This is a genomic window from Salinimicrobium sediminilitoris (assembly GCF_020866905.1).
Lineage (GTDB): Bacteria > Bacteroidota > Bacteroidia > Flavobacteriales > Flavobacteriaceae > Salinimicrobium > Salinimicrobium sediminilitoris.
In genome coordinates this window covers 324789-345966 of record NZ_JAIVCC010000001.1, presented here as the reverse complement: position 1 = coordinate 345966, position 21178 = coordinate 324789, and the positions used below count along the sequence as shown (strand labels likewise).

Sequence of the window (21178 nt, the reverse complement as noted above, 5' to 3'; positions counted from 1 at the left end):
TTTCCTTTTTTTTATCTTTATCAATTGTTGCACGGTATTTGAAAGTCTCAGCACTCATATCTCACTACTAACATCTAAAAAATGAAGTTATACGCCGAAAGTCTTGTAAAATCCTATAAAGGTCGTGAAGTTGTAAAAGGCATTTCCCTGGAAGTAAATCAGGGGGAGATTGTAGGACTGCTAGGTCCCAACGGAGCCGGAAAAACCACATCTTTCTATATGATCGTAGGATTGATCAAACCAAATGGCGGAAGGATCTTTCTTGACAGGGAAAACATTACCAAATTCCCAATGTACAAACGTGCGCAGTACGGGATTGGATATCTGGCCCAGGAAGCTTCGGTTTTTAGAAAGCTTAGTATAGAAGACAATATTATGAGCGTTCTGGAGCTCACAAAGCTCTCCAAAAAGGAACGTAAGATGAAGATGGAATCTCTTATAGAAGAATTCGGCCTGGGACACATCCGAAAAAGCCGGGGGGATCTTTTGAGCGGAGGGGAACGACGACGTACTGAAATAGCCCGTGCCCTGGCTACAGATCCAAATTTTATTCTTCTGGATGAACCTTTTGCCGGAGTTGACCCCGTGGCCGTGGAAGATATTCAGCGGATTGTAGCCCAACTGAAAAATAAGAACATCGGGATCCTTATTACCGATCACAATGTTCAGGAAACTTTGGCTATTACAGATCGCACATATCTTATGTTTGAGGGGCGTATCCTTAAAGCCGGGATCCCCGAGGAACTTGCCGAAGACGAAATGGTAAGAAAAGTCTACCTGGGACAGAACTTTGAATTGAGAAAGAAGAAACTTTTTCAATAAAGATTCCTGCAGCTTTTTAAAGCATCAAATACATTACAGATAACAGATTTCAGATATTAGCAAGCGAGAGTGTTTCTTCGCTCCGCTAATGCTGGTCTGAATGAGTCGGGTTTATTAAACTCGCGGGAAAAATATGAGGAACGAAAATAAAAAATGTCGCTCAAACAGCAGAAAATTTAAACGTCATCTCACATCAAATTTTACGATCAATTTTCGATAGGCCGATTGAACTCTACTAATTAATTTGTGCTTACTATAATAACACGTTAATATTTATTTCATCTTTCTATATCGCCTTCAGTCACTTCGAGTGTTTTCTTATGAGCGAGAGCGAATAAGAAAATGTATCGAGAAGCGGCTTCACAAAAGCTCCGCTCTGAATGATTTGAAGACTTTTTCAGCCTACCGGCTCTCGACTACCGCCTCTTCGTCTCCTCTATTGGTAACCATAGACACAATCACATAGCTAATGATGATCAAAGGTATTGCAGCGAATTGAAGAAAGATGAGCAGAATAACACAGAAGATAAGGAAAAGGTAACGGACCTTGTTTTCTGAAAAACCCCAGCTACTGAATTTCAATGCGAACAAAGGAATTTCTGCATTCAGCATAAAACAACTGAAAACCGTAAGGGCAGCAAGGAACCAGGGATTAAGGATGATATCTACAAGAATAGGCTGCGGCTGAAAAATAAGGATCAGCGGCAGACTTAGTATCAGCAAAGCATTCGCCGGCGTTGGCAAACCAATGAAAGAATCTGTTTGGCGCTCATCAATGTTGAATTTTGCCAGGCGATAGCCCGAGGCGAGAGTAACAAGCAATCCAAATAATGCAAGAACAGGAAGGTTCCACTCCAGTACGTCCTGTCCCGTGGTCCAGTCTTTAGGTTGAACGGCTGAACCCGGCAGTGCCTGTCTAAAGAGCTGGTACATAACGATCCCCGGCACGAGTCCGCTGGTGACCATATCGGCGAGGGAATCTAGTTGAAGACCGAGTTCAGATTTGACATTCAGCGCCCTTGCGGCGAGTCCGTCAAAAAAATCAAAAAAGATCCCCAGTGCTACGAAGATCGCAGCCATGACCAAATCACCCTGCACGGCAAATATGGCACCTATGCTACCACTTAACAGGTTGATCAAAGTAATGGCATTCGGGACATGTTTTGCTAGGCTCATATTGGTTGGTTTTGTGTAAAAATAGGAAAAAAAGAATGCTTTGCTACAAAGAAACAAGAGCCAAGAGCCAAGACTTTCTCCTCATCATTAACGTCATCTCGACAGAGGTTTCTGACCGGAAGGGAAGAAATCGACGAGGGATCTCATGAATGAAAGTAATTTGCTCCTTTATAAAACAATATTTCCTCCTTCTCAAGAGGCAGATTTCTCAGTCGCCGAAAAGGCTCCTTCGAAATGACCCTATTGATTGTCATCTCGACAGAGCTGCCTGAACGGCAGTGAAGGAAGCGACGAGAGATCTCATCAATAAGAGTAAAATGTTTCTTCCCAAAAAAGGTATCTTCTCTTCTCAAGCGGCAGATTTCTCAATCGCCGAAAAGGCTCCTTCGAAATGACTAAATTTAATTTATGCTATACAATTATTTTCTTTACATAGTCACCAACAAGAATAAAACAACCCTTTATATCGGTGTTACCAATAACATTCAAAAAAGGCTTGCTCAGCATCATTTCGACAGTGAACATTCCCGAAAATCTTTTGCAGGCAAATACAGTTGCTACTATCTGGTGTATTATGAAGGTTTTGAAAATCCTACACAAGCCATAAATAGAGAGAAAGAGATCAAAAAATGGCGAAGGGAAAAGAAAGAGAAGTTAATCAATAACTTTAATCCTGAATGGCAATTTTTGAATTGGGATGTATTTTAGTTAATACTTTTTTACGAGAGGCAGATTTCTCAGTCGCTGAAAAAGCTCCATCGAAATGACTACAAAAGAACATTTTCGGCAGTCATCTCGACAGAGCTTCCTGAACGCAGTGAAGGGAGTGACGAGAGATCTCATGAATAAGAGTAAAATGTTTCTTCCAAAAAATAGTATCTTCTGTTCTCAGGAGGCAGATTTCTCAGTCGCTAAAAAAGGCTCCTTCGAAATGACTCTATTTTTAGTCATCTCGACAGAGCTTCCTGAACGGCAGTGAAGGAAGCGACGAGAGATCTAATGAATGGAAGTAATTTGCTCCTTTATAAATCAATATTTCCTCATTCACAAGAAGCAGATTTCTCAGTCGCTAAAAAAAGGCTCCTTCGAAATGACTCTATTGTAGTCATCTCGACAGAGCAGCCTGAGCGGCAGTGAAGGAAGTGACGAGAGATCTCATGAATAAAAATAAAATGTTTCTTCTCAAAAAAAGTATCTTCTCTTCTCAAGAGGCAGATTTCTCAGTCGCTGAAAAAGCTTCCTCGAAATGACTAAATTTAATTTATGCTACACAATTATTTTCTTTACATAGTCACCAACAAGAATAAAACAACCCTTTATATCGGTGTTACCAATAACATTCAAAAAAGGCTTGCTCAGCATCATTTCGACAGTGAACATTCCCGAAAATCTTTTGCAGGCAAATACAGTTGCTACTATCTGGTGTATTATGAAGGTTTTGAAAATCCTACACAAGCCATAAATAGAGAGAAAGAGATCAAAAAATGGCGAAGGGAAAAGAAAGAGAAGTTAATCAATAACTTTAATCCTGAATGGCAATTTTTGAATTGGGATGTATTTTAGTTAATACTTTTTTACGAGAGGCAGATTTCTCAGTCGCTGAAAAAGCTCCATCGAAATGACTACAAAAAAACATTTTCGGCAGTCATCTCGACAGAGCAGCCTGAGCGGCAGTGAAGGAAGCGACGAGAGATCTCATGAATGGAAGTAATTTGCTCCTTTATAAGTCAATATTTCCTCATTCACAAGAAGCAGATTTCTCAGTCGCTGAAAAGGCTCCTTCGAAATGACTACCAACACCCAATTTCGGCAGTCATCTCGACAGAGGTTTCTGACCGAAAGGGAAGAAATCGACGAGAGATCTCATGAATAAAAGTAACTCGCTCCTTTATAAAACAATATTTCCTCATTTCAAGAGGCAGATTTCTCAGTCGCCGAAAAGGCTCCTTCGAAATGACTCGAAAGAAGAAGCAGAATCTTCAGCAGCAAAAAAGCTCCTTCAAAATGACATTTTGAAAAGGACAGAGGTAGTTCAAATCCATAGTTTTTATACCTTAGCATCCAGATACTATGAAACACTTCCTTTACGCATTACTTTCCGGGATCTTACTGGCACTCGCGTGGCCTACTTATGGTTTTCCGTTACTGTTGTTCTTTGCTTTTGTGCCTTTGCTTTACACAGAACACAAGATTAGGATCGAGCAGGCGCACAACCGTAAATGGAAGATCCTCGGACTCTCCTACCTCAGCTTTTTCATCTGGAATCTGATCACCACTTACTGGCTGTACTTTTCCACACCTTTTGGAGGAATATTCGCTATTACCGTTAACTCCCTGCTCATGTCGCTGGTATTCCTTCTGTTTCATGTGGTGGCAAAAAGGGTGAATTTTAAAGCCTCTTCCTCCTTTTTTATAAGTATTTGGATGGCTTTTGAATACCTGCATCTCAACTGGGAATTTTCATGGCCATGGCTTAACCTTGGTAATGGTTTTTCTGAATTTCCCCATTGGATACAATGGTATGAATTCACCGGCACTTTTGGGGGAACCCTGTGGATACTGCTTACAAATATTGTCTTTCTAAAAATGTTTTTGCTGTATCGCGAGCATAAGGCTAAGGAAATATTATACCGGGGCCTGGTGAAAACCGGACTACTTATTCTTATCCCTATAGCAGTGTCCTATTTTATTCTGTGGAACTATGAGGAGAGTGAACAAACCCTGGAAGCAGTAGTACTACAGCCAAACGTTAATCCATATACCGAAAAATACAACACCAATGATAAGCGTATTGGGGAGCTGCTTACCAGGCTTGCTGAAGAAAGTGTTACCCCCCAGACCAGTATCGTGGTCGCTCCCGAAACAGTTTTTGCCGACGGTACTATTCTGAATCGCTTCGAAGATTCTGAAGCCAACTTCTTTTCCACTCAATTCGTAAACAGGCATCCCGAAATATCTTTTTTAAGCGGGATCTCCATGTATGATCGTTTTAGTGATCCTAATAGAGTGAGAGGTCAAAGTAATCAGCTGGGACCAAATGACTGGTATGATGATTATAATTCGGCATTTATGATCTCTGCCAATGATTCTGTTCACTTTTATCACAAATCAAAGTTGGTTGTAGGGGTGGAAAATTTTCCTTATCAGGAAGTTTTAAAGCCTATCCTGGGCAATGTCATGATCGATCTTGGCGGCACGGTGGCAATGAAAACCACCCAAAAACAGAGGGGAACGTTCCAGGCAACTTCTACTGAGGAAGTGGGGCCGATCATTTGTTATGAATCGGTTTATGGGGATTTCGTCACGGGCTATGTAAATGAAGGGGCAGATTTTCTCGCGATTATTACCAATGATGCCTGGTGGGGCAACACCCAGGGACACAAGCAGCACCTAAGCTACTCCAGGCTGCGGGCTATTGAAAACCGACGGTCCATCGCCCGAAGTGCCAACACAGGAATTTCTGCTTTTATTAATGAAAAAGGAGAAATAACGGCATCCCTGGGCTATGAAAAACAAGGCGCTCTGCTAGGGAAAGTTACCCTCAACGATGAACTTACCTTTTATGCCCGGTTTGGAGATTATATCGCGCGGATTTCCCTATTCCTGGCCTTATTTATATTTCTTTTTGCAATGGTGCCGTGGAAACGAAGCAGAAAGTGAAAAAGGTGGTCGGTAGACAGTGGTCAGTTTCTTTGGAAGCAAGAGACAAGAACCAAGAGCCAAGAAACAAGACTTTTTCTCAGCATGTTATCTTAAGTTACTAATCCGCCCTATCGTCGCGGAATGTCATCCCGACAGAGCGTTCAATTTCCCAGAAAGAGGAGGCGACGAGAGGTTTCTTAGTTTTAGAAAAATTCTGGTTGCCCCAGAAGCAGATTTCTCAGTCGCCAAAAAGGCTTCTTCGAAATGACACTATGTTTAGTCATCTCGACAGAAGAAATCGACGAGAGATCTTATGAATGAAATTAATTTGCTCCTTTATAAAACAATATTTCATCATTCACAAGAAGCAGATTTCTCAGTCACCAAAAAAAGGCTCTTTCGAAATGACATTATTCATTGTCATCTCGACAGAGCTGCCTGAACGGCAGTGAAGGAAGTGACGAGAGATCTCATGAATGAAAGCATTTTGCTCCTTTATAAAACTATGTTTCCTCATTTCAAGAAGCAGATTTCTCAGTCGCCAAAAAGGCTCCTTCGAAATGACTCCATTCATTGTCATCTCGACAGAGCTTCCTGAACGGCAGTGAAGGGAGTGATGAGAGATCTCATGAATGAAAGTAATTTGCTCCTTAATAAAACTATGTTTCATCATTTCAAGAAGCAGATTTCTCAGTCGCCAAAAAGGCTCCTTCGAAATAACTCTATTCATTGTCATCTCGACAGAGCTTCCTGAACGGCAGTAAAGGAAGTGACGAGAGATCTCATCAGTAAGAGTAAAATGATTCTTCCCAAAAAAAAGTTTCTTCTTTTCTCAAGCGGCAGATTTCTCAGTCGCAAAAAAGACTCCTTCGAAATGACTCTATTTATTGTCATCTCGACAGAGCTGCCTGAACGGCAGTGAAGGGAGTGACGAGAGATCTCATGAATGAAAGCATTTTGCTCCTTTATAAAACTATGTTTCCTCATTTCAAGAAGCAGATTTCTCAGTCGCCAAAAAGGCTCCTTCGAAATGACTCAATTTATAGTCATCCCGACAGAGGTTTCTGACCAGAAGGGAAGAAATCGACGAGAGATCTTATGAATGAAAGCATTTTGCTCCTTTATAAAACAATGTTTCCTCATTTCAAGAAGCAGATTTCTCAGTCGCCAAAATGGCTTCTTCGAAATGACTCTATTCATTGTCATCTCGACAGAGCTTCCTGAACGGGAGTGAAGAGAAATCTCATCAATAAGAGTAGAATGTTTCTTCCCAAAAAAATATCTTCTCTTCTCAAAGGGCAGATTTCTCAGTCGCAAAAAAAAGGCTCCTTCGAAATGACTCTATTTATTGTCATCCCGACAGAGGTTTCTGACCGGAAGGGAAGAAATCGACGAGAGATCTCATCAATAACAGTAGAATGTTTCTTCCCAAAAAAAGTATCTTCTCTTCTCAAGCAGCAGATTTCTCAGTCGCGAAAAAGGCTTTTTCGAAATGACATTTTAAGCCTGAGCACTAATCACTGAATACTTACTGCCTACTACCACACTGCCAACTGCATACTGAAAAACTGCCAACTGCTTACTAAAACTACTGTCCTCTAAAAAAAATGACAGTACTCAATGTCTTGGTAAGAATTGTAATATCGAGAAAAATATTACGATGTTTTATATAGTAAAGATCATACTGTAGCTTTTCAAGGCTGTCGGCATGACTGTCGGCGTAATCGCACATGACCTGGGCCCAGCCGGTGAGTCCGGGTTTGACGAAGTGGCGGGTATCGTAAAAGGGGATTAATTCAGATAATTCCTGTACAAAGACAGGGCGTTCGGGCCGGGGACCAATAAGGCTCATTTCTCCTTTTAGAATATTATAGAACTGCGGAAATTCATCCATCCGGGTGCGACGGAGAAATTTTCCGAAGCCCGTAATACGCACATCATTCTTAGTAGCCCAAACGGCACCATTAACTTCAGCATCACAACGCATCGTCCGGAACTTCAGAATAGTAAACGGTTTTCCATGCTTCCCTACCCTCTCCTGTCTGTAAAACAGTTGTCCTTTATTGGCAATTAAATTTCCGAAGAAAACAAAAGGCAACAGAAGTAAACCGAAAATAATTCCGAGGAGGGAAATTACAATATCCGCCGTACGGTGAAAGAACAAATAAAATTTATTGTCATTACTTCGGCTAAGGGGAAAGAACTGGTAAAAATTCCTTTCGATATGCTGCACCGGAATCTTACTCGTCTTATCCTCATAAACTTCATTAAAATCCTTTACCGGAAATCCCCTTTTTAACAATTTTAAGATCTCTTCATATAACTCCCCAACCTTTTCGGCTCCAAGGTTTGAGATAAGGATCTCATCAACAGAATGCTCCCTGACCGTTTCCCAAAGATCCCTGGAAGGAAATTCTTCAAGACTGGCTTTTCCGAAGCTATTATTCTTAACCTCCTGCGGATTCACGTAACCAATAATATTATAATTAGGATCGGACTGCTGCAGGTGAGAGGCCACCAATTCCACTTCCAGCGGCTCGCCCACGATAAGGACGCGACGGTAGAATCTTGGGGATGAAATTAAGGTAATATAGGAATACCGCCACAACAGCAGGGTAATGAGAATAGTGAGAAAGAGGTATAGGATCTTAAAACGATTTTCGGGCAGAACCGGAGTTAATACCGGGGTCATAAGGAAGAACAGGACGGTGACAGAGGTAGCAAGTACTGTATTCTGCAGCACTTTAGTAAAGCTACTGGCTTTTTGTAAATCGTAAAGTTCGAAGATGCCGGCGAATAATGCGAGGTAAGTGGCAAGAACTACACTCCAATACCAGTTTCCGCTTTGGAATTGAAAATAATCCACTTCAAAAAGAATACCTACCACATAAAGCGCAAACAGCACCCACACGACATCAAAGAGGCGGAGAAAGAATTTGCGTTCAGAAATCTCGAAATGTAGATTATTACGGGGCATGTAAAAATTCTTACCGCGCAAAGATAGGGAAGAGTATAGTGAGGATTGCCTGCTCTCACTAACTTTTTCCTGAAGATGTGTCTCTGCCATTTTCTGCTTACTGGTTGGTTATATAAACATGTGAGGAGGGACCAATTATGAGGTTAAAGTAATAAATATTAACCTTCTACAAAATTTTTTTTCGACTTTCGGAAGATTTATATGGAACCTGATTAATACTCTAAAACCTTTCTCACTGCCGGTGATTCCTTTCCTCCGCCTTAAAGGGAGGGAATCACCTATCTTAAAAGAGCTACCATGCCGGTGATTCCTTTTCCCCACCCTAAAGGGAGGAAATCACCTATCTTAAAAGAGCTACCATGCCGGTGATTCCTTTTCCCCACCCTGAATGGAGGAAATCACCTATCTTAAAAGAACTCTGTAATTTTCCCTGATAAAAATTTTTTCCCTCCCCTCCTTCGGAGGGGTGCCCGCAGGGCGGGGTGGGCATGGATTCAAGATTTCGGTGTTTACCCACTAACCGTGAAAGGGGCTAATAAAAAGTTTAAATAAGTAATCTTTTCGCCAGCCGGTGATTCCTTTCCCCCGCCCTAAAGGGAGGGAATCACCTGTTTTTAACAGACCAAGGGAATTATCCTTCTAAAGGAGGCTGAATGAGACGCGCGTCACCCTGAACTTGTTTCAGGGTCTGGTTCTATCAACTTATCCTCACCGCCCTCTCCCAAGAAGAAGAAGCTATGGAATTCCTTGTATTTAATTATTTAAAACATTCTTCCACATCTCCTTCACTCTTTCCCAGTCAAAAGCTTCCACCTTCTTCCTGGCAGCGCGTGTTCTTTCCAGGGAACGTTGAGGATCATTAAGGATGTTCTTTACTGCAGCAGCCATGCGGTCGGGATCATTGGGTGGCACTAGAATTCCGTCGATATCAGCAGAAATGAGGTATGGGAGTCCGCCCACATTAGTAGAGACAACAGGTATACCTAAGGCCATGGCTTCGATCACGCTCACCGGAGTATTATCTATATTGGTAGTGTTGAGAAAAATATAATAGTTGGCGGCAAGAGCTGTCCATTCTTCTTTTGACAACCTCCCGGGGAAGCGAACCGGCAGGCGATGAATTTTCGCGTACCTGATGCACTCTTTCCAGGAATCGTCTTTAACCGGCCCTACCATACAGAGTTCGGCATTGGGATATTCGGAGAGCAGGAGCTCCAGGACCTTTACTGCCTGCAGCGGATTATATATTTCTGCGAAAGCACGCACCCACAGCAGCTTTGGCCGAACTTCTGCTCGTTCTTTAAAATCGTAGTCATCCAGAGAAATACTATTCGGAATATACTTTACATTAGAAAATCCCGCCTGCTGAAAAATGGTCTTAATATACAGAGAGGGGGCTACATTTATAAAAGCCTTCCCAAATAGCTTTTTTGAAGCACCGGGAGAGCGGTCAAGTCGGGCGGGAAGTTCTCCGCCGTGGAGGATGGGAATATATTTTAGATTCAGGCTTTGGCAAAGCCGGGCAACTGCATATGCGTACCAAAAGTTTTGGGTGCTGTAGGTATCGATGAGAACATAACCGGTAGTTTTTCTGTTTCTGTACACCAGCCAGAGCATATCTACCAGGCGAAGGAGTTTGTTCTTTTTAGCTGAGGCTGTTTTTATTTCGAAACCTTCTTCTCTTAGAAGTGGAGCCAGAGTGTCGACGGAAGTTGGTGTTCCACCTCTATCAGATAATTCGTTTCCTATGTAGATTAGGTTTTTCAGTGTCTTGTCTAAGAAGATTTAGTAAAAGTAAATAATTTTATTAGAATGTCACCCTGAGCTCGCAACGCAGGAGCGACTAGCCTGTCCTGAGTTTATCGAAGGATCGAAGGGCATTTATGTAAGAAAACTTATTTTTGGTTTAGTTGCTCCTTTTCCCGTTTACCCCCTCCCTATCCCGATTTATCAGGAGGAGCCTGAAAAGAGCTTCAGATAGGGTTTTAACCAGCCTCTAAAAATTTTACACAAAGCGATCCGGAGACCTGGGAACCAAGGCATACATGATCTTAAGTTTAGCGAAGGATTCGCAGGCGCTACTTTGTTATTTTAGAAAATTTCTTTAATAGATAGAAATAAAAGCTGAATCCTTACAATGTAAAAACCAAAAAATTTGGTGTAAATTTACACCAATATATAATTGTGAAAAGTCATGACAAGACAAAGTATATCCCTCACAAAACCAAATGATGAATGGTTAAAGGAGCAGTTAAAGCAGGAAGAGTACACCAGTAAAAGTGAATTGATTAACGACTTGATCAGAAAAGAACGGGAAAAAGAAAAAGAAATAGAATGGCTTCGATTAAAACTTCTTGAAGGAGAACAAAGTGGTTTTACCAATTTATCTGCTGAAGAAATCCTGACACAATCCAAGGAACAGCTACGCAGAAATGGCAAATTATAAATTAAGCGAAGCTGCAAAGAATGATTTGATCCGTTTGCATCAGTATGGTGTACACAAGTTCGGTGAAACTTTAGCTGATCAATATTTTCATGCTTTTTTTGATCAGTTTGAAAAAATTGCGGAAACAGCCTTACCTTTTCCCCGCAGTAGATGATGTTAAACCAGGATACAGACGCTGTGTAGTTGGGGTAGATAGTATTTACTATCGTGTATTAGATAATTCAATAGGAATAATAAGAATTATTGGACGACAGGATTTCCGACTATAAAATTGCTGCTCCTAAGTTCGAAAATAGATGTTTGGTGCCTGGGATTTGGAGTTTAGAATTTGGTTCGGTTGTCGGTTGTCGGTTGTCGGTTGTCGGTTGTCGGTTAAGGAAGCAAAACTGACAACTCACAACTGAGAACTGAACTTAACTTTCCCATTCTTCTCAACGTATTGGATGAAGGAAAATATCTTACCTCCCAATAAGTCATACTTGCTTCTCAGATCTTTGATTTCAGGGATCTCATAGAGCTCATCGATCATCTCTAACTGAGACAAGCATTCAAGAAGAGAGGCGTGACTGTAAGTCAGGAATTTAATAAAATCCTGTTTATATGTTCTTCTACCGTATCCCTCGACTATGTTATCTTTTATACTCTTAGAGGATCTCCTCACCTGGCTTCCCTGTTCGTACAGTTCGAACTTTGGCAATTTCAGCGAAACTTTATGTACTTCAACAGCATAGGTAAAAGCCAAATTGTAAATATCGAGATCTTTGTAGCTTTTCATGTCTTTCAATTATCGGTTATCGGTTATCAGTTGTCGGTTGTCGGTTGTCGGTTGTCGGTTTTAGAAACTTTGAATTAAATTTACGAAAACTGAGCGAAGCGAAGTTTTTCAACTGAGAACTCACAACTGAGAACTCACAACTGAGAACTCACAACTGAGAACTCACAACTGAGAACTCACAACTGAAACTGAGAACTCACAACTGAGAACTCACAACTGAGAACTCACAACTGAGAACTCACAACTGAGAACTCACAACTGAGAACTCACAACTGAGAACTCACAACTGAGAACTCATAACTGAGAACTCATAACTGAGAACTCATAACTGAGAACTCATTCATTCAAAACAGAGATCCACTCCTCCTTCACGATCTCCCAATCAAACTGCCTGACTTTTTCATAAGCGGCCTGAGCGATATTTTGAGATTTTTCAGGATTCTGCAGCAAATCTTCAATGGCAGAGACCATTGCGGGTACATCGTTTTGAGGCACCAGAATCCCATCTTTATCGTTTTCAATGAGATAGGGCATGCCGCCAACATCTGTAGAGATCACGGGAAGGCCCAGGGCCATTGCTTCAATAACACTTATTGGCGTGTTATCGACATCTGTGGAGTTGATGAAAAAATCGTAATCCAAAGAGAGTGCTGCCCAGTCCTTCTTTTTCATTTTGCCCGGAAATTCTACAGGCAAGTTTTTTTGCTTTGCATACTCCTTGCAGGTGGCAAGAGAGCCATCTTTCTCGGGGCCCACCATACACATTTTAGCTTCGGGATGTTTTTTGTAAACCTGTTCGAAAACTTTTATTGCCATTAGCGGATTGTATCGCTCTTGGAACCTGCGTACCCAAAGAAATTTTGGTTTAAATGTCTTCCTCTCTTTAAAAGGATAATTCTCCAGGGTGATTGAATTGGGAATGATCCGGGAGTTGGAAAAACCATGGTCAACGAATATGTCGAATAAAAAGTGAGAAGGTGCTACATTGATCCTGGCGTTGCCAAAGAGGGACTTTGTAAGGTTTGGAGTTTTATCCAGGCGTTCTTTTAAATTCCCGCCGTGTAAGATTGGAATATAAGGCAGCTTTAGTTGCTGACATAACTTCCCGATGCTGTAGGCATAATAGAAATTCTGGGCCCCGTAAGTGTCAATAAGAACAACATCAGTTTGTTTGCGGTTTGTCCAGATAAGGGAGAGCATCTCCATCAGCCGCAGTGCTTTATTATCCTTTCCCGATGCCGTTTTCACCCAATACCCTTCCTGCTTTAATACTTCACTAAAAAAAGAAATATAGGTAGCGGTAAAGGTGGGATTGGAAAGATTGTTACCTATATAAAGAATTCTTTTTTTCATTAACTATTTATAACAGCGCCAGCCCATCTACTTATTGAGCTTCTACTTTTTTCTTGTATACCGATTTCTTTTTATCATCAACTATATACAACAGGGCTAGCCCATAAACAAAAGCCGGCATGGCTATTCGCATCGCCGAATGGTTGATGGTAAGAAACCAAAAGGCTAAGAAAGCTAAAAAATAATAATTGTTTTTAAATTTTGTCCAAAATATGATTGGGACAAATATAAGAATTAGAATGGCTACCAAGCCTAATAAACCATGTTCTGAGAGTAACCTACTGATTTCGTTATGAGAAGCTGTTTCTGTTCCGGTTTCTTCACTCCTATACTCTTTTCCTTTGCCAACTCCGATTCCCACCACAGGATTATAATAAAAACCTTGAAGTTCTGTTACGATCAACTCCTTTCTGCCGGTAGTAATATCAGTTTCCAATTGCCCGGCCGCATCTCTATTGGTATATCTGTTAACGATTAGTCCCTGGGTTAAAACTGTAGTGAGAAACCAGATACCGAATACCACTCCTCCAAATATCATAATCTTATTCCAGATTTTTTTCCTGTCATAGATATCTTGTTTATAAATTAATAACACTAAAAACGCAGCAATGCAAATAATAGCCGTCAAGACTCCCCCCCGGGAAAATGTCACAATAGCTCGATAGCTCATCATGCCAAAAAGAACAAGATCAATAAGATTTATGATTCTGTTCTTAATTGTAAAAAGTCGTGTGGCAAGTAAAAAAGCTCCCATTCCCATAACCGTGGAAATCTGATTTGGTCCAAAACCTCCGGAAGCAGCATAGTTAGAATTTGTGCCAGAATGAAGAGCCTCTCCAATATTTGGAGTAACTAAGAAAAGGTAAATCATATGGCTAACGAGAGGAAGTAGCAGAAACATTAGCACGTAATTGAACTGTATTTTTGAAATCTTTTTATAGTAGCAATAAAGGGCAGAAATTCCCAGACATACAGGACCAGCTAAATTGAATGCAACGGCTTTTCTGAAAACCACATCATAACTTAAGGTTTGGGAGGCAATTACCACTCCCGGCACGAGTATTATAAGGTAAATCCAAAAAGGTGTAGTTCTGGAAGAAGTACCTTTAAAAAACATTCCGATTAGAAGAAACAGGATAACAGAATATTTTCCCGTCTCGTAGAAAATGACTCCTCCCGTTTGTCTGAAAAAAACCTCTGCTCCTGCAATGTAAGCAGCAGCCATTAAGGCTTCATTGTTTTTATTGCCCCTGCTAATGACGAAAAACAACAAAAAAATAAGAATTCCTATAAGTATAGGCTTAGCAAAACCTCCATACATGGAAATAGCAATTCCCATTGCTAAGTGGATGAGCAAAAGCTTTACATATTCAGTATAGGTTAAATTTTTAAATGCCATAAATCATAAAAACCAGAAGAAAAACTTAATTTTTCTTATAAACACCATCATCCTACCTCTCTTAACTATTCTTCTAAACACAGGACGTTCTGCGTAGTATATCCTCATAAAAGGTGGTAATCATTGTTATAACAGCTCCAGAAGAATAAAACCTTTCAACTTTTTCCTGGAAAGCTACTGAATCTATTTTCCTTTTCTTGTCATCATAAATATAAAAAGAAATAGCTTCTGCCAATGCTTTTGGATTGTGGGGTAGAACCAATTTACCATGATCTCCAATAACTTCGCTACATTCTCCTACACTCGTGCAGACAACCGGCAGACCAGAAAGTCCATACTCCAAAAGAGCTATCGGTAAACCCTCGGAAGCTGAAGCTAATACTCCAATGTCAGCTTGTTTTAAATAACCTGAAATATTTGCCTGTTCTCCGTAGATAAATACTTCCCCATTCAACTGATGATCTCTTATGTACTTCTTTATTTTTGTGGAATATTTATCCTCTTTATCTTTTCCTATTAGATGTAAAGTAAGCTGCAAATTTTGATTCTTTAAAAGCACAAACGCCTTCAGAAGATTCAAATGGTCCTTCTGAGGCCGAAGATTTGCCAAACAAATAATTTTAAAGCTTTTCTGCGGTCCAAGTAGTACCCTCTCCTTCCTACCATTAACTATCTCTAAATTTTCTGGTAAAAAATTATTAAAGAACTGAACCTTGGGAGCTAATAATTTTTCTTTCGCCCATAGCTCAAGATTTTTGTTTACAACAATAACACCGTTGAAAAATTTAGAGGCGGGTTTCAATAACCCCGGTTTCCTTTTATCAAGCTCTCTTCCGTAATGATCATGCCACACTAGTTTCACCTGTGACAGACTCAGCTTTACCATTAGCGCCAGGAACCACGAACTACTATGCGCCTGGATGAGATCGATCCTATTTTCTTTTATAAATCTTCGTAGCTTAAAAAATGCCTTCGGGTCGAGGGTACTTTTTTTATTCAAAAACAGGTAACCTACTTCAGGAGCCAACTGCTTTTTCAGTAAACCTTCTTTTCGGGTACAGCAGAGAAAAGACCCTTCAATACGCTTCACCAGGCCGTTGGCATAGGAGACGGACATACGTTCAGCACCGCCGGAGCGTAAGCTGTCGATTAGCTGTAGGATTCGTATCTTGCTTCTTGGCTCACGATTAGATTCCTGTTTCATTGTTGTTCAACGTTTAACGTTCAAGGTGCATGCGTTTTTTATTGTTAATTTTTATCCTTTTTAAATTTCGAACCTTTTAAAGTGGATCTGTTCAGAAAACTGATAAAGGAAGTGATCTTCGCGATCTCCTTTTCACATTTTTGAGATAACTTCTGAAATTCTTCTTCGGTGATTAAATTTTTATCCTTTGCGCGATACAGTTGAGACTTTAATTCGGTACAGGAGCCGCGGGAGAAACCTAGGAAATTTCTGAACTCCAGGTTTCCTCCCCTACCAAATCCCTCTGCAATATTATCCATAACAGAACCGGAACTTCTGTCCATTTGATTTAGTAAAGAAAACCTTTTTCCTAATGGCGTGGTTTCAAACAGAGTTTCAACATCCACACAAATTTCTCTAGCTAAAACCCAGACCTCTAAATCTTCAAAACTTTCTACTTTCCCCATACCTTTAATTTAAGTTCAGAAGTCACCTTGAACTTTAAACGTTACACCTTGAACCTTGGTTATCTACTTTTTATTATTTAGCAACTCTTTAATCGCCCCTTCAAACCTTTCTAACGTATACTGCTGACTCCACTTTTTTGCTTCCTCAGACATTCGTTTCATACGTTCGGGATCTGTCATTAGGTTACGAATCTTTTCCAGATCACCCGACCACTGACCACTGACCACTGACCACTCTTTTCTCCCGTCTTGATTCTTGGCTCTTGGCTCTAGATTCTTGTATTCATCTAATAATATCCCCCTACTTCCATAATTCAGCATCCAAGGGACACAACTAACCGGAGACGCAATAGGTATGCAACCAAAGAACATAGCCTCGGCAAGTGCCTTAGGCCAACCTTCAGATTTGGACGGCAGGATCACGAAATGAGCTTTTTTATATGCGTCTTTTAGTTCTTCCAAAGGTCGGCTGCCTTTGAAAATTATATATTGATGCAATTGATTTTCTTTAACGTAGGTTTCCAGTTTAAACCTTTCCGGTCCATCTCCATAAATTTCCAGGCTGGCGCGGATCTTCGGAGCTCTATTCTGAACAACTTCTGCATTCATCGCCTCTACCAACTTAACTGCCTCCAGAGGCCTTTTCCCCTCCACCAGGTTGCCAACAAATAAAAATGTAAAAGGTTCTGAAAATGTCTTTTTAGGCACCTCAACTTTTTCTTTTTCTGAAAATGAGGCTGTAAAAAAGGGGATAATGTTCTTCGACTGCCGGGGCCATTCCCCATATACCAGCACCTGCATATTCCGGGTCAAAAAAGTGTTGCTCAGAATCCATTTTTGAAGCCTATAGCTCCTTGGCTGTCTGGCCTCTGGATCCCAATTTCCGGCATATTTTGCAGTTTTAGGTTTTCCAGGAAAAAACACTTGCACGAAACAACCAATTAAACCTATGTTTCCCGGACACCGCAGATGAATATGATCTGCACGGCTCATTATTTTAATGATCATGATAATTACAAAAGGTAAAAACAAGATGGCTCCAAGAATTTCTTTTAAGTTGATTAGGGAAATTTCAGGAATCTCATAAAATTTAGTGGGTCTGCAATTGTAAGGAATCTCGAGAGGATCTGGATTTTTATCTTCGTTAGGTGCTAATAAAAGAAACTCCGGAAAAAATCTCAACCAGATGTTCATTTCTCTTATATAAGGTTCATACGAATAATACTCCCCTTTAATTCTCTTATGCAGAATATATGTAATAATACCAAATTTCATCCAGGCTATCTAAAGTAGTTATAAAGATCGATAAGGTTTAATTTAATCGTTCGCTTATACTGGAACTCCTCTTCTCCAAAATTTCGATCCCCATCATACACCATGTAGAAACCTCCATCAATATCCTGTATATCAAGGTGGTGCATTCCCCGGTTAAACCATTGGATTTCGTTTTGAGGACCGAGATAAAGTTTTTTTGCTGGCCTCAGTTCTAAGGTTTTCTGATTGTACACTTTATATAGTGAAATACCTGTTCCATATCCTTTAGATGCATTCTGAACCGGAAGATACCATTCCCCTTCTAGTTTAAAAAACCTCCCTCCAGGTCTGGTCTCATTCCCCCATCGTGGTTTGTAATTCTCAGCTTCCCGCCAAACACCATTAAGAGAATCTGCCACAAACATATACTGCTTAAGTTCGTCATCTACAGCCACGATCATATTTAAATCTTCACTTAAAAGCAACGAAGGATCTTTTAAGTGCTTATTGCTGACTAAAGTATCTACAGGTTTCCAGGTAAATGGGAATTTTTCTGCTTTATATAATATTAACCCTTTAGCACCTATGGTCTCAGGGAGCAAATAGAATTCCCCGTTATACCTAAAAACCTGAGGATAGGACAGATGAAACTCCTCATCCAATATTATTCCTTTATAAACATATTTTTCCCCATCAGCAGAAGTGAGCAAAGCTATATTTGCATTTCCTTCTCCCTTAAGTTCTACAAATAAATAAAAGGTGTCTTTTTCCTTTATAAAAAAAGGATCTGCTATATATTCAGTTTTTTTGGAGGTGATGCTCTTAATGTATTCGTAGGTTATAATATTTCCCTTACTAACATTAACTTCGGGAAGTACCTGATCGGCATGATGATAACCAACTGACCAATTTCCAACGGAAGGATTAAAAAAAGGGTACCTCGCATTAAACACCAGAAGAATAATGATACCCGTAAAAAAAAAGATACTTAAAACAATGATTATTCTCTTTTTCATTCTACCTCTGAATCTTTGGAGGGTTCCAAACCAGACTCCACCATCCGACTATTCTTCCAATACCTTCTGTAAATGCAGCTTTCTTCTCCCTGGTTGTCAGAATATTCATTAATCGCACTATGGATAACACCAGGGCAATACTATGCCATTTAAATCTGGCCTGCAAGCTAGTTTCTTTATATTTCACCTTCCAGACATACCATCCATTTCTGATCACCATTTTTCCATACCTAAACCTATTCGGCCGTCCACTAGCTTCATGATGATGATATAATTGCCCTTCTGTATTCACATAAAGCTGCCCAAGCTGCGATGCGCGAAGACAGAAATCCATATCCTCATACAATCCATATCCTATGAAATAATTCGAAAAAGATATTTTTGAAAAAACCTCTTTTTTATAAGAAGCAACACCACCCATAAAAAATTCCACCGGATAGACTTTACCAGTCGGCGGAAGGAAACCGGTTGAAAAACCATTTGAAAAATCGGGCATATATCCTGGTGGTTTATCACTTAAAAGACCTAACTTCCTTCTGAGGACATTCCTACTTCCCAAATCCCTCATCCAGCCATCAAAAACAAATTTTGAATCTTCGTGCTGAACAGCTCCTGTTTTCTGCCAGTTCACTTCTTCAATAATATATCCACCCACCCCAATCGCATCTGGAAATCGGTTATAGGTATTAATGAGGTTCTTAAAATACTGAGGTGTTAGTACTATATCATCATCAAGAAAACAAATGATTTCAGATGTTAAAGCTGTCTTTCGTATTCCAAAATTCCTCTGTCTGGTAAGACCTCGATCTTCCTCTTCTACTTTAAAATACTCAAGATTTTTCCCAGGGTGTAGCTCCAGCATTTCCTTAGTTCGATTATCCGGAGACCCATCTATTATCAGGATCTGGTCCGGATAAAGTATCTGCCCGGCAACCGAAACTAAAAGCCTCATTAGAGAATCAGGACGCCGATAGGTACAAACAATTAGGGTGAATTTCATCTTGAGAGGTCAAATAACAAATTGAAGCATTAACAAAGATAGAAAAAGGAGATTAGCTCGATAATCAGTCATCATGAGCAGGACAGGATCCACGTTGAGAGTTCTCTGTGAGGATCTTTCTAGCCCATCTTTCACTGAGTTTCCATCTCCTTCTCATGTCATTGATATATTTTAGCGGATTCCTGATCTTTTGGCGATTGTAAAATTTTAATGCAAGCGATACCTTATAACCATTGATTTGCTCCTGAGAATAATGCTTAATAGCATAAGCCATTAAAGTAGGTGACGGCTTTGGTAAAACTTCCCCCTGTTCCCAGGGAAGAACAGGCTTTGTTCTAAATCCACCAACTGGTGCTTTAAGATGCAAAGTTTCCAGATGGGGATGATAAATTATATCGCATCCGTTGTTACGCAGTTGCATTCCGAAATCGGCATCCTCTCCAAAACCATATTCAAATATTTCTGAAAACCTGCATTGTTTTGCAAAAGAAGTTTTCACGACACTAGTCCCGGCACCAAAACTTCCCCATTGTTTTACTTTGGAAAAAACCGTCTTTTCATGCGATTGTCTGCAGTTCAAATTTAAAGCAGAAATTCCATATCGTGCAGACTCTTTAATAACCTTCTCCAGTAAATCTTTTTCAAGCCTTATATCATCATCGGCAAAAAATATCCATTCACTCTCCACTTCATCCAGGGCAAGATTCCGGGCCTTACATGCACCGGTCTTGTGAATAAAAACATGAATAATCTTAAAGGGCCATTCTTTGCTTATAATATCTTCCAGCCCGGAAGAAGATCCTTCCTCAGGGTTCTGCTCAACAACTATAACATTCTTTGGCAGGAGAGTCTGGGCACTCAAATCTTCCAATACTTGCCGTAGATAATCTTTTCTATCTAACGTGGGAATAATGACATCTATGGAATTATCGGGGACCTCTTCCCCTGGATTTGGTTTAAAAGAAGACAAATCCACCGCAGTATTGAATTTCTTTTTTTGCAAAAAAGATCTAAGATAAGCACCAACAGGATATTTCTTTTCATACTTCTGAAAACAAAAAAGCAGCACAGACGTCCAGGAGGAGGTGTAATGTTGGGAAACAAAAGAAAATAAATTGCCGGCTGAAGCGAGTGCCTTCGGTTTCTCCTTCACCGATAAATTTATCAAGCCTGGATGACTATAGCAGAAAAGACCATTTTGTTGTCCAATTTTGGCAACAGAATTTAATAGATAACCAAGATCTGATTCATCCCCCAGGATATCTTTGAATTGTAAAAAAACTTCACCTTTGATTCCTCCTACATCATGACTCATTAACCAGGTGGGAAACTGTACCTCTCTATTTACATTCACGAAAGGTAAGAGATCTACATAACCAATACTTTCAGGTAGAAAGGTACTGTTAACGGCGTAAGAAGCCATTATTAAATCGTGCTCAAAGATCTTTTCCCAATCCTGTAACATTAATTGATCCTCAAAACTTTCGTCAGACCATCCAATTATCTCCTCCGGATATTTCCTTGCTAGTTCCCACATGGCCCCCGTGCAGGAAGTACTTCTAAGCTCAACTTCCTCAGAATCGGTGGAAATCACTTTTAATGGGGTCTGGGAATTTTTGTGAATAAGAACTTTCAATGCTACCGCTTTGGACAAATGTAGTACAAATT

General features: G+C 40.2%; 18 protein-coding genes. 6 read left to right on the top strand and 12 right to left on the bottom strand.

Annotated elements, in window-relative coordinates; genetic code table 11:
* The first annotated feature begins 81 nt into the window (after positions 1-81).
* On the top strand, positions 82-822 hold the full coding sequence (gene lptB, locus LA313_RS01470) for an LPS export ABC transporter ATP-binding protein (RefSeq protein WP_228912832.1): 741 nt from the start codon (positions 82-84) through the stop codon (positions 820-822).
* A 402-nt stretch (positions 823-1224) separates the two neighbouring features.
* On the opposite strand, the gene LA313_RS01465 is transcribed toward lptB, so the two are convergent.
* The gene (locus tag LA313_RS01465; protein ID WP_228912831.1) at positions 1225-1998 is read right to left on the bottom strand and encodes a CDP-alcohol phosphatidyltransferase family protein; all 774 of its coding nucleotides are present in this window, start codon (positions 1996-1998) and stop codon (positions 1225-1227) included.
* Positions 1999-2406: 408 nt separating this feature from the next.
* On the opposite strand from LA313_RS01465, the gene LA313_RS01460 reads away from it, so the two are divergent.
* The 3 genes from LA313_RS01460 to lnt all read left to right on the top strand — a co-directional run bounded on the left by LA313_RS01460 (position 2407) and on the right by lnt (position 5658).
* The gene (locus LA313_RS01460; protein ID WP_228912830.1) at positions 2407-2706 is read left to right on the top strand and encodes a GIY-YIG nuclease family protein; all 300 of its coding nucleotides are present in this window, start codon (positions 2407-2409) and stop codon (positions 2704-2706) included.
* Positions 2707-3261: 555 nt separating this feature from the next.
* Entirely contained in the window at positions 3262-3561 is a 300-nt protein-coding gene (locus LA313_RS01455) for a GIY-YIG nuclease family protein (protein ID WP_228912829.1), read from the top strand.
* A gap of 507 nt (positions 3562-4068) precedes the next feature.
* On the top strand, positions 4069-5658 hold the full coding sequence (gene lnt / locus LA313_RS01450; RefSeq protein WP_228912828.1) for an apolipoprotein N-acyltransferase: 1590 nt from the start codon (positions 4069-4071) through the stop codon (positions 5656-5658).
* 1570 nt (positions 5659-7228) lie between these two features.
* Here lnt and LA313_RS01445 read toward each other — a convergent pair.
* Positions 7229-8707 carry a sugar transferase gene (locus LA313_RS01445; RefSeq protein WP_333473540.1) on the bottom strand — a complete coding sequence of 493 codons (1479 nt, stop codon included), beginning with the start codon at positions 8705-8707 and terminating at the stop codon, positions 7229-7231.
* A 663-nt stretch (positions 8708-9370) separates the two neighbouring features.
* Positions 9371-10234 (bottom strand): glycosyltransferase family 4 protein, encoded by an 864-nt coding sequence (locus LA313_RS01440; RefSeq protein ID WP_228912827.1) that lies wholly within the window; start codon positions 10232-10234, stop codon positions 9371-9373.
* A 577-nt stretch (positions 10235-10811) separates the two neighbouring features.
* Here LA313_RS01440 and LA313_RS01435 point away from each other — a divergent pair.
* On the top strand, positions 10812-11063 hold the full coding sequence (locus tag LA313_RS01435) for a ribbon-helix-helix domain-containing protein (RefSeq protein WP_228912826.1): 252 nt from the start codon (positions 10812-10814) through the stop codon (positions 11061-11063).
* A complete protein-coding gene (locus LA313_RS01430) occupies positions 11050-11217 on the top strand; it encodes a type II toxin-antitoxin system RelE/ParE family toxin (RefSeq protein WP_228912825.1) in 168 nt (55 codons plus the stop codon). The genes LA313_RS01435 and LA313_RS01430 overlap by 14 nt, the downstream gene beginning before the upstream one ends.
* 240 nt (positions 11218-11457) lie before the next feature.
* Here LA313_RS01430 and LA313_RS01425 read toward each other — a convergent pair whose 3' ends face one another.
* From LA313_RS01425 to LA313_RS01385, 9 genes are all read right to left on the bottom strand, one after another.
* Positions 11458-11838 (bottom strand): four helix bundle protein, encoded by a 381-nt coding sequence (locus LA313_RS01425; RefSeq protein ID WP_228912824.1) that lies wholly within the window; start codon positions 11836-11838, stop codon positions 11458-11460.
* Positions 11839-12174: 336 nt separating this feature from the next.
* Positions 12175-13191: a glycosyltransferase family 4 protein gene (locus tag LA313_RS01420; protein WP_228912823.1), complete on the bottom strand. Its 1017-nt coding sequence runs from the start codon at positions 13189-13191 to the stop codon at positions 12175-12177.
* A gap of 31 nt (positions 13192-13222) precedes the next feature.
* The gene (locus LA313_RS01415; protein ID WP_228912822.1) at positions 13223-14590 is read right to left on the bottom strand and encodes an O-antigen ligase family protein; all 1368 of its coding nucleotides are present in this window, start codon (positions 14588-14590) and stop codon (positions 13223-13225) included.
* A gap of 73 nt (positions 14591-14663) precedes the next feature.
* On the bottom strand, positions 14664-15794 hold the full coding sequence (locus tag LA313_RS01410) for a glycosyltransferase (protein WP_228912821.1): 1131 nt from the start codon (positions 15792-15794) through the stop codon (positions 14664-14666).
* Between the two features lie 44 nt (positions 15795-15838).
* Entirely contained in the window at positions 15839-16240 is a 402-nt protein-coding gene (locus tag LA313_RS01405; RefSeq protein WP_228912820.1) for a four helix bundle protein, read from the bottom strand.
* 63 nt (positions 16241-16303) lie between these two features.
* Positions 16304-17515, bottom strand: coding sequence for a glycosyltransferase family 4 protein (locus tag LA313_RS01400; RefSeq protein ID WP_228912819.1), 1212 nt, complete (start codon positions 17513-17515; stop codon positions 16304-16306).
* A gap of 5 nt (positions 17516-17520) precedes the next feature.
* The gene (locus LA313_RS01395; RefSeq protein WP_228912818.1) at positions 17521-18510 is read right to left on the bottom strand and encodes a glucosamine inositolphosphorylceramide transferase family protein; all 990 of its coding nucleotides are present in this window, start codon (positions 18508-18510) and stop codon (positions 17521-17523) included.
* 1 nt (position 18511) lies between these two features.
* Entirely contained in the window at positions 18512-19510 is a 999-nt protein-coding gene (locus LA313_RS01390) for a glycosyltransferase family 2 protein (RefSeq protein ID WP_255702450.1), read from the bottom strand.
* Between the two features lie 64 nt (positions 19511-19574).
* A complete protein-coding gene (locus tag LA313_RS01385; protein ID WP_228912816.1) occupies positions 19575-21146 on the bottom strand; it encodes a glycosyltransferase family 2 protein in 1572 nt (523 codons plus the stop codon).
* Positions 21147-21178: the final 32 nt, after the last annotated feature.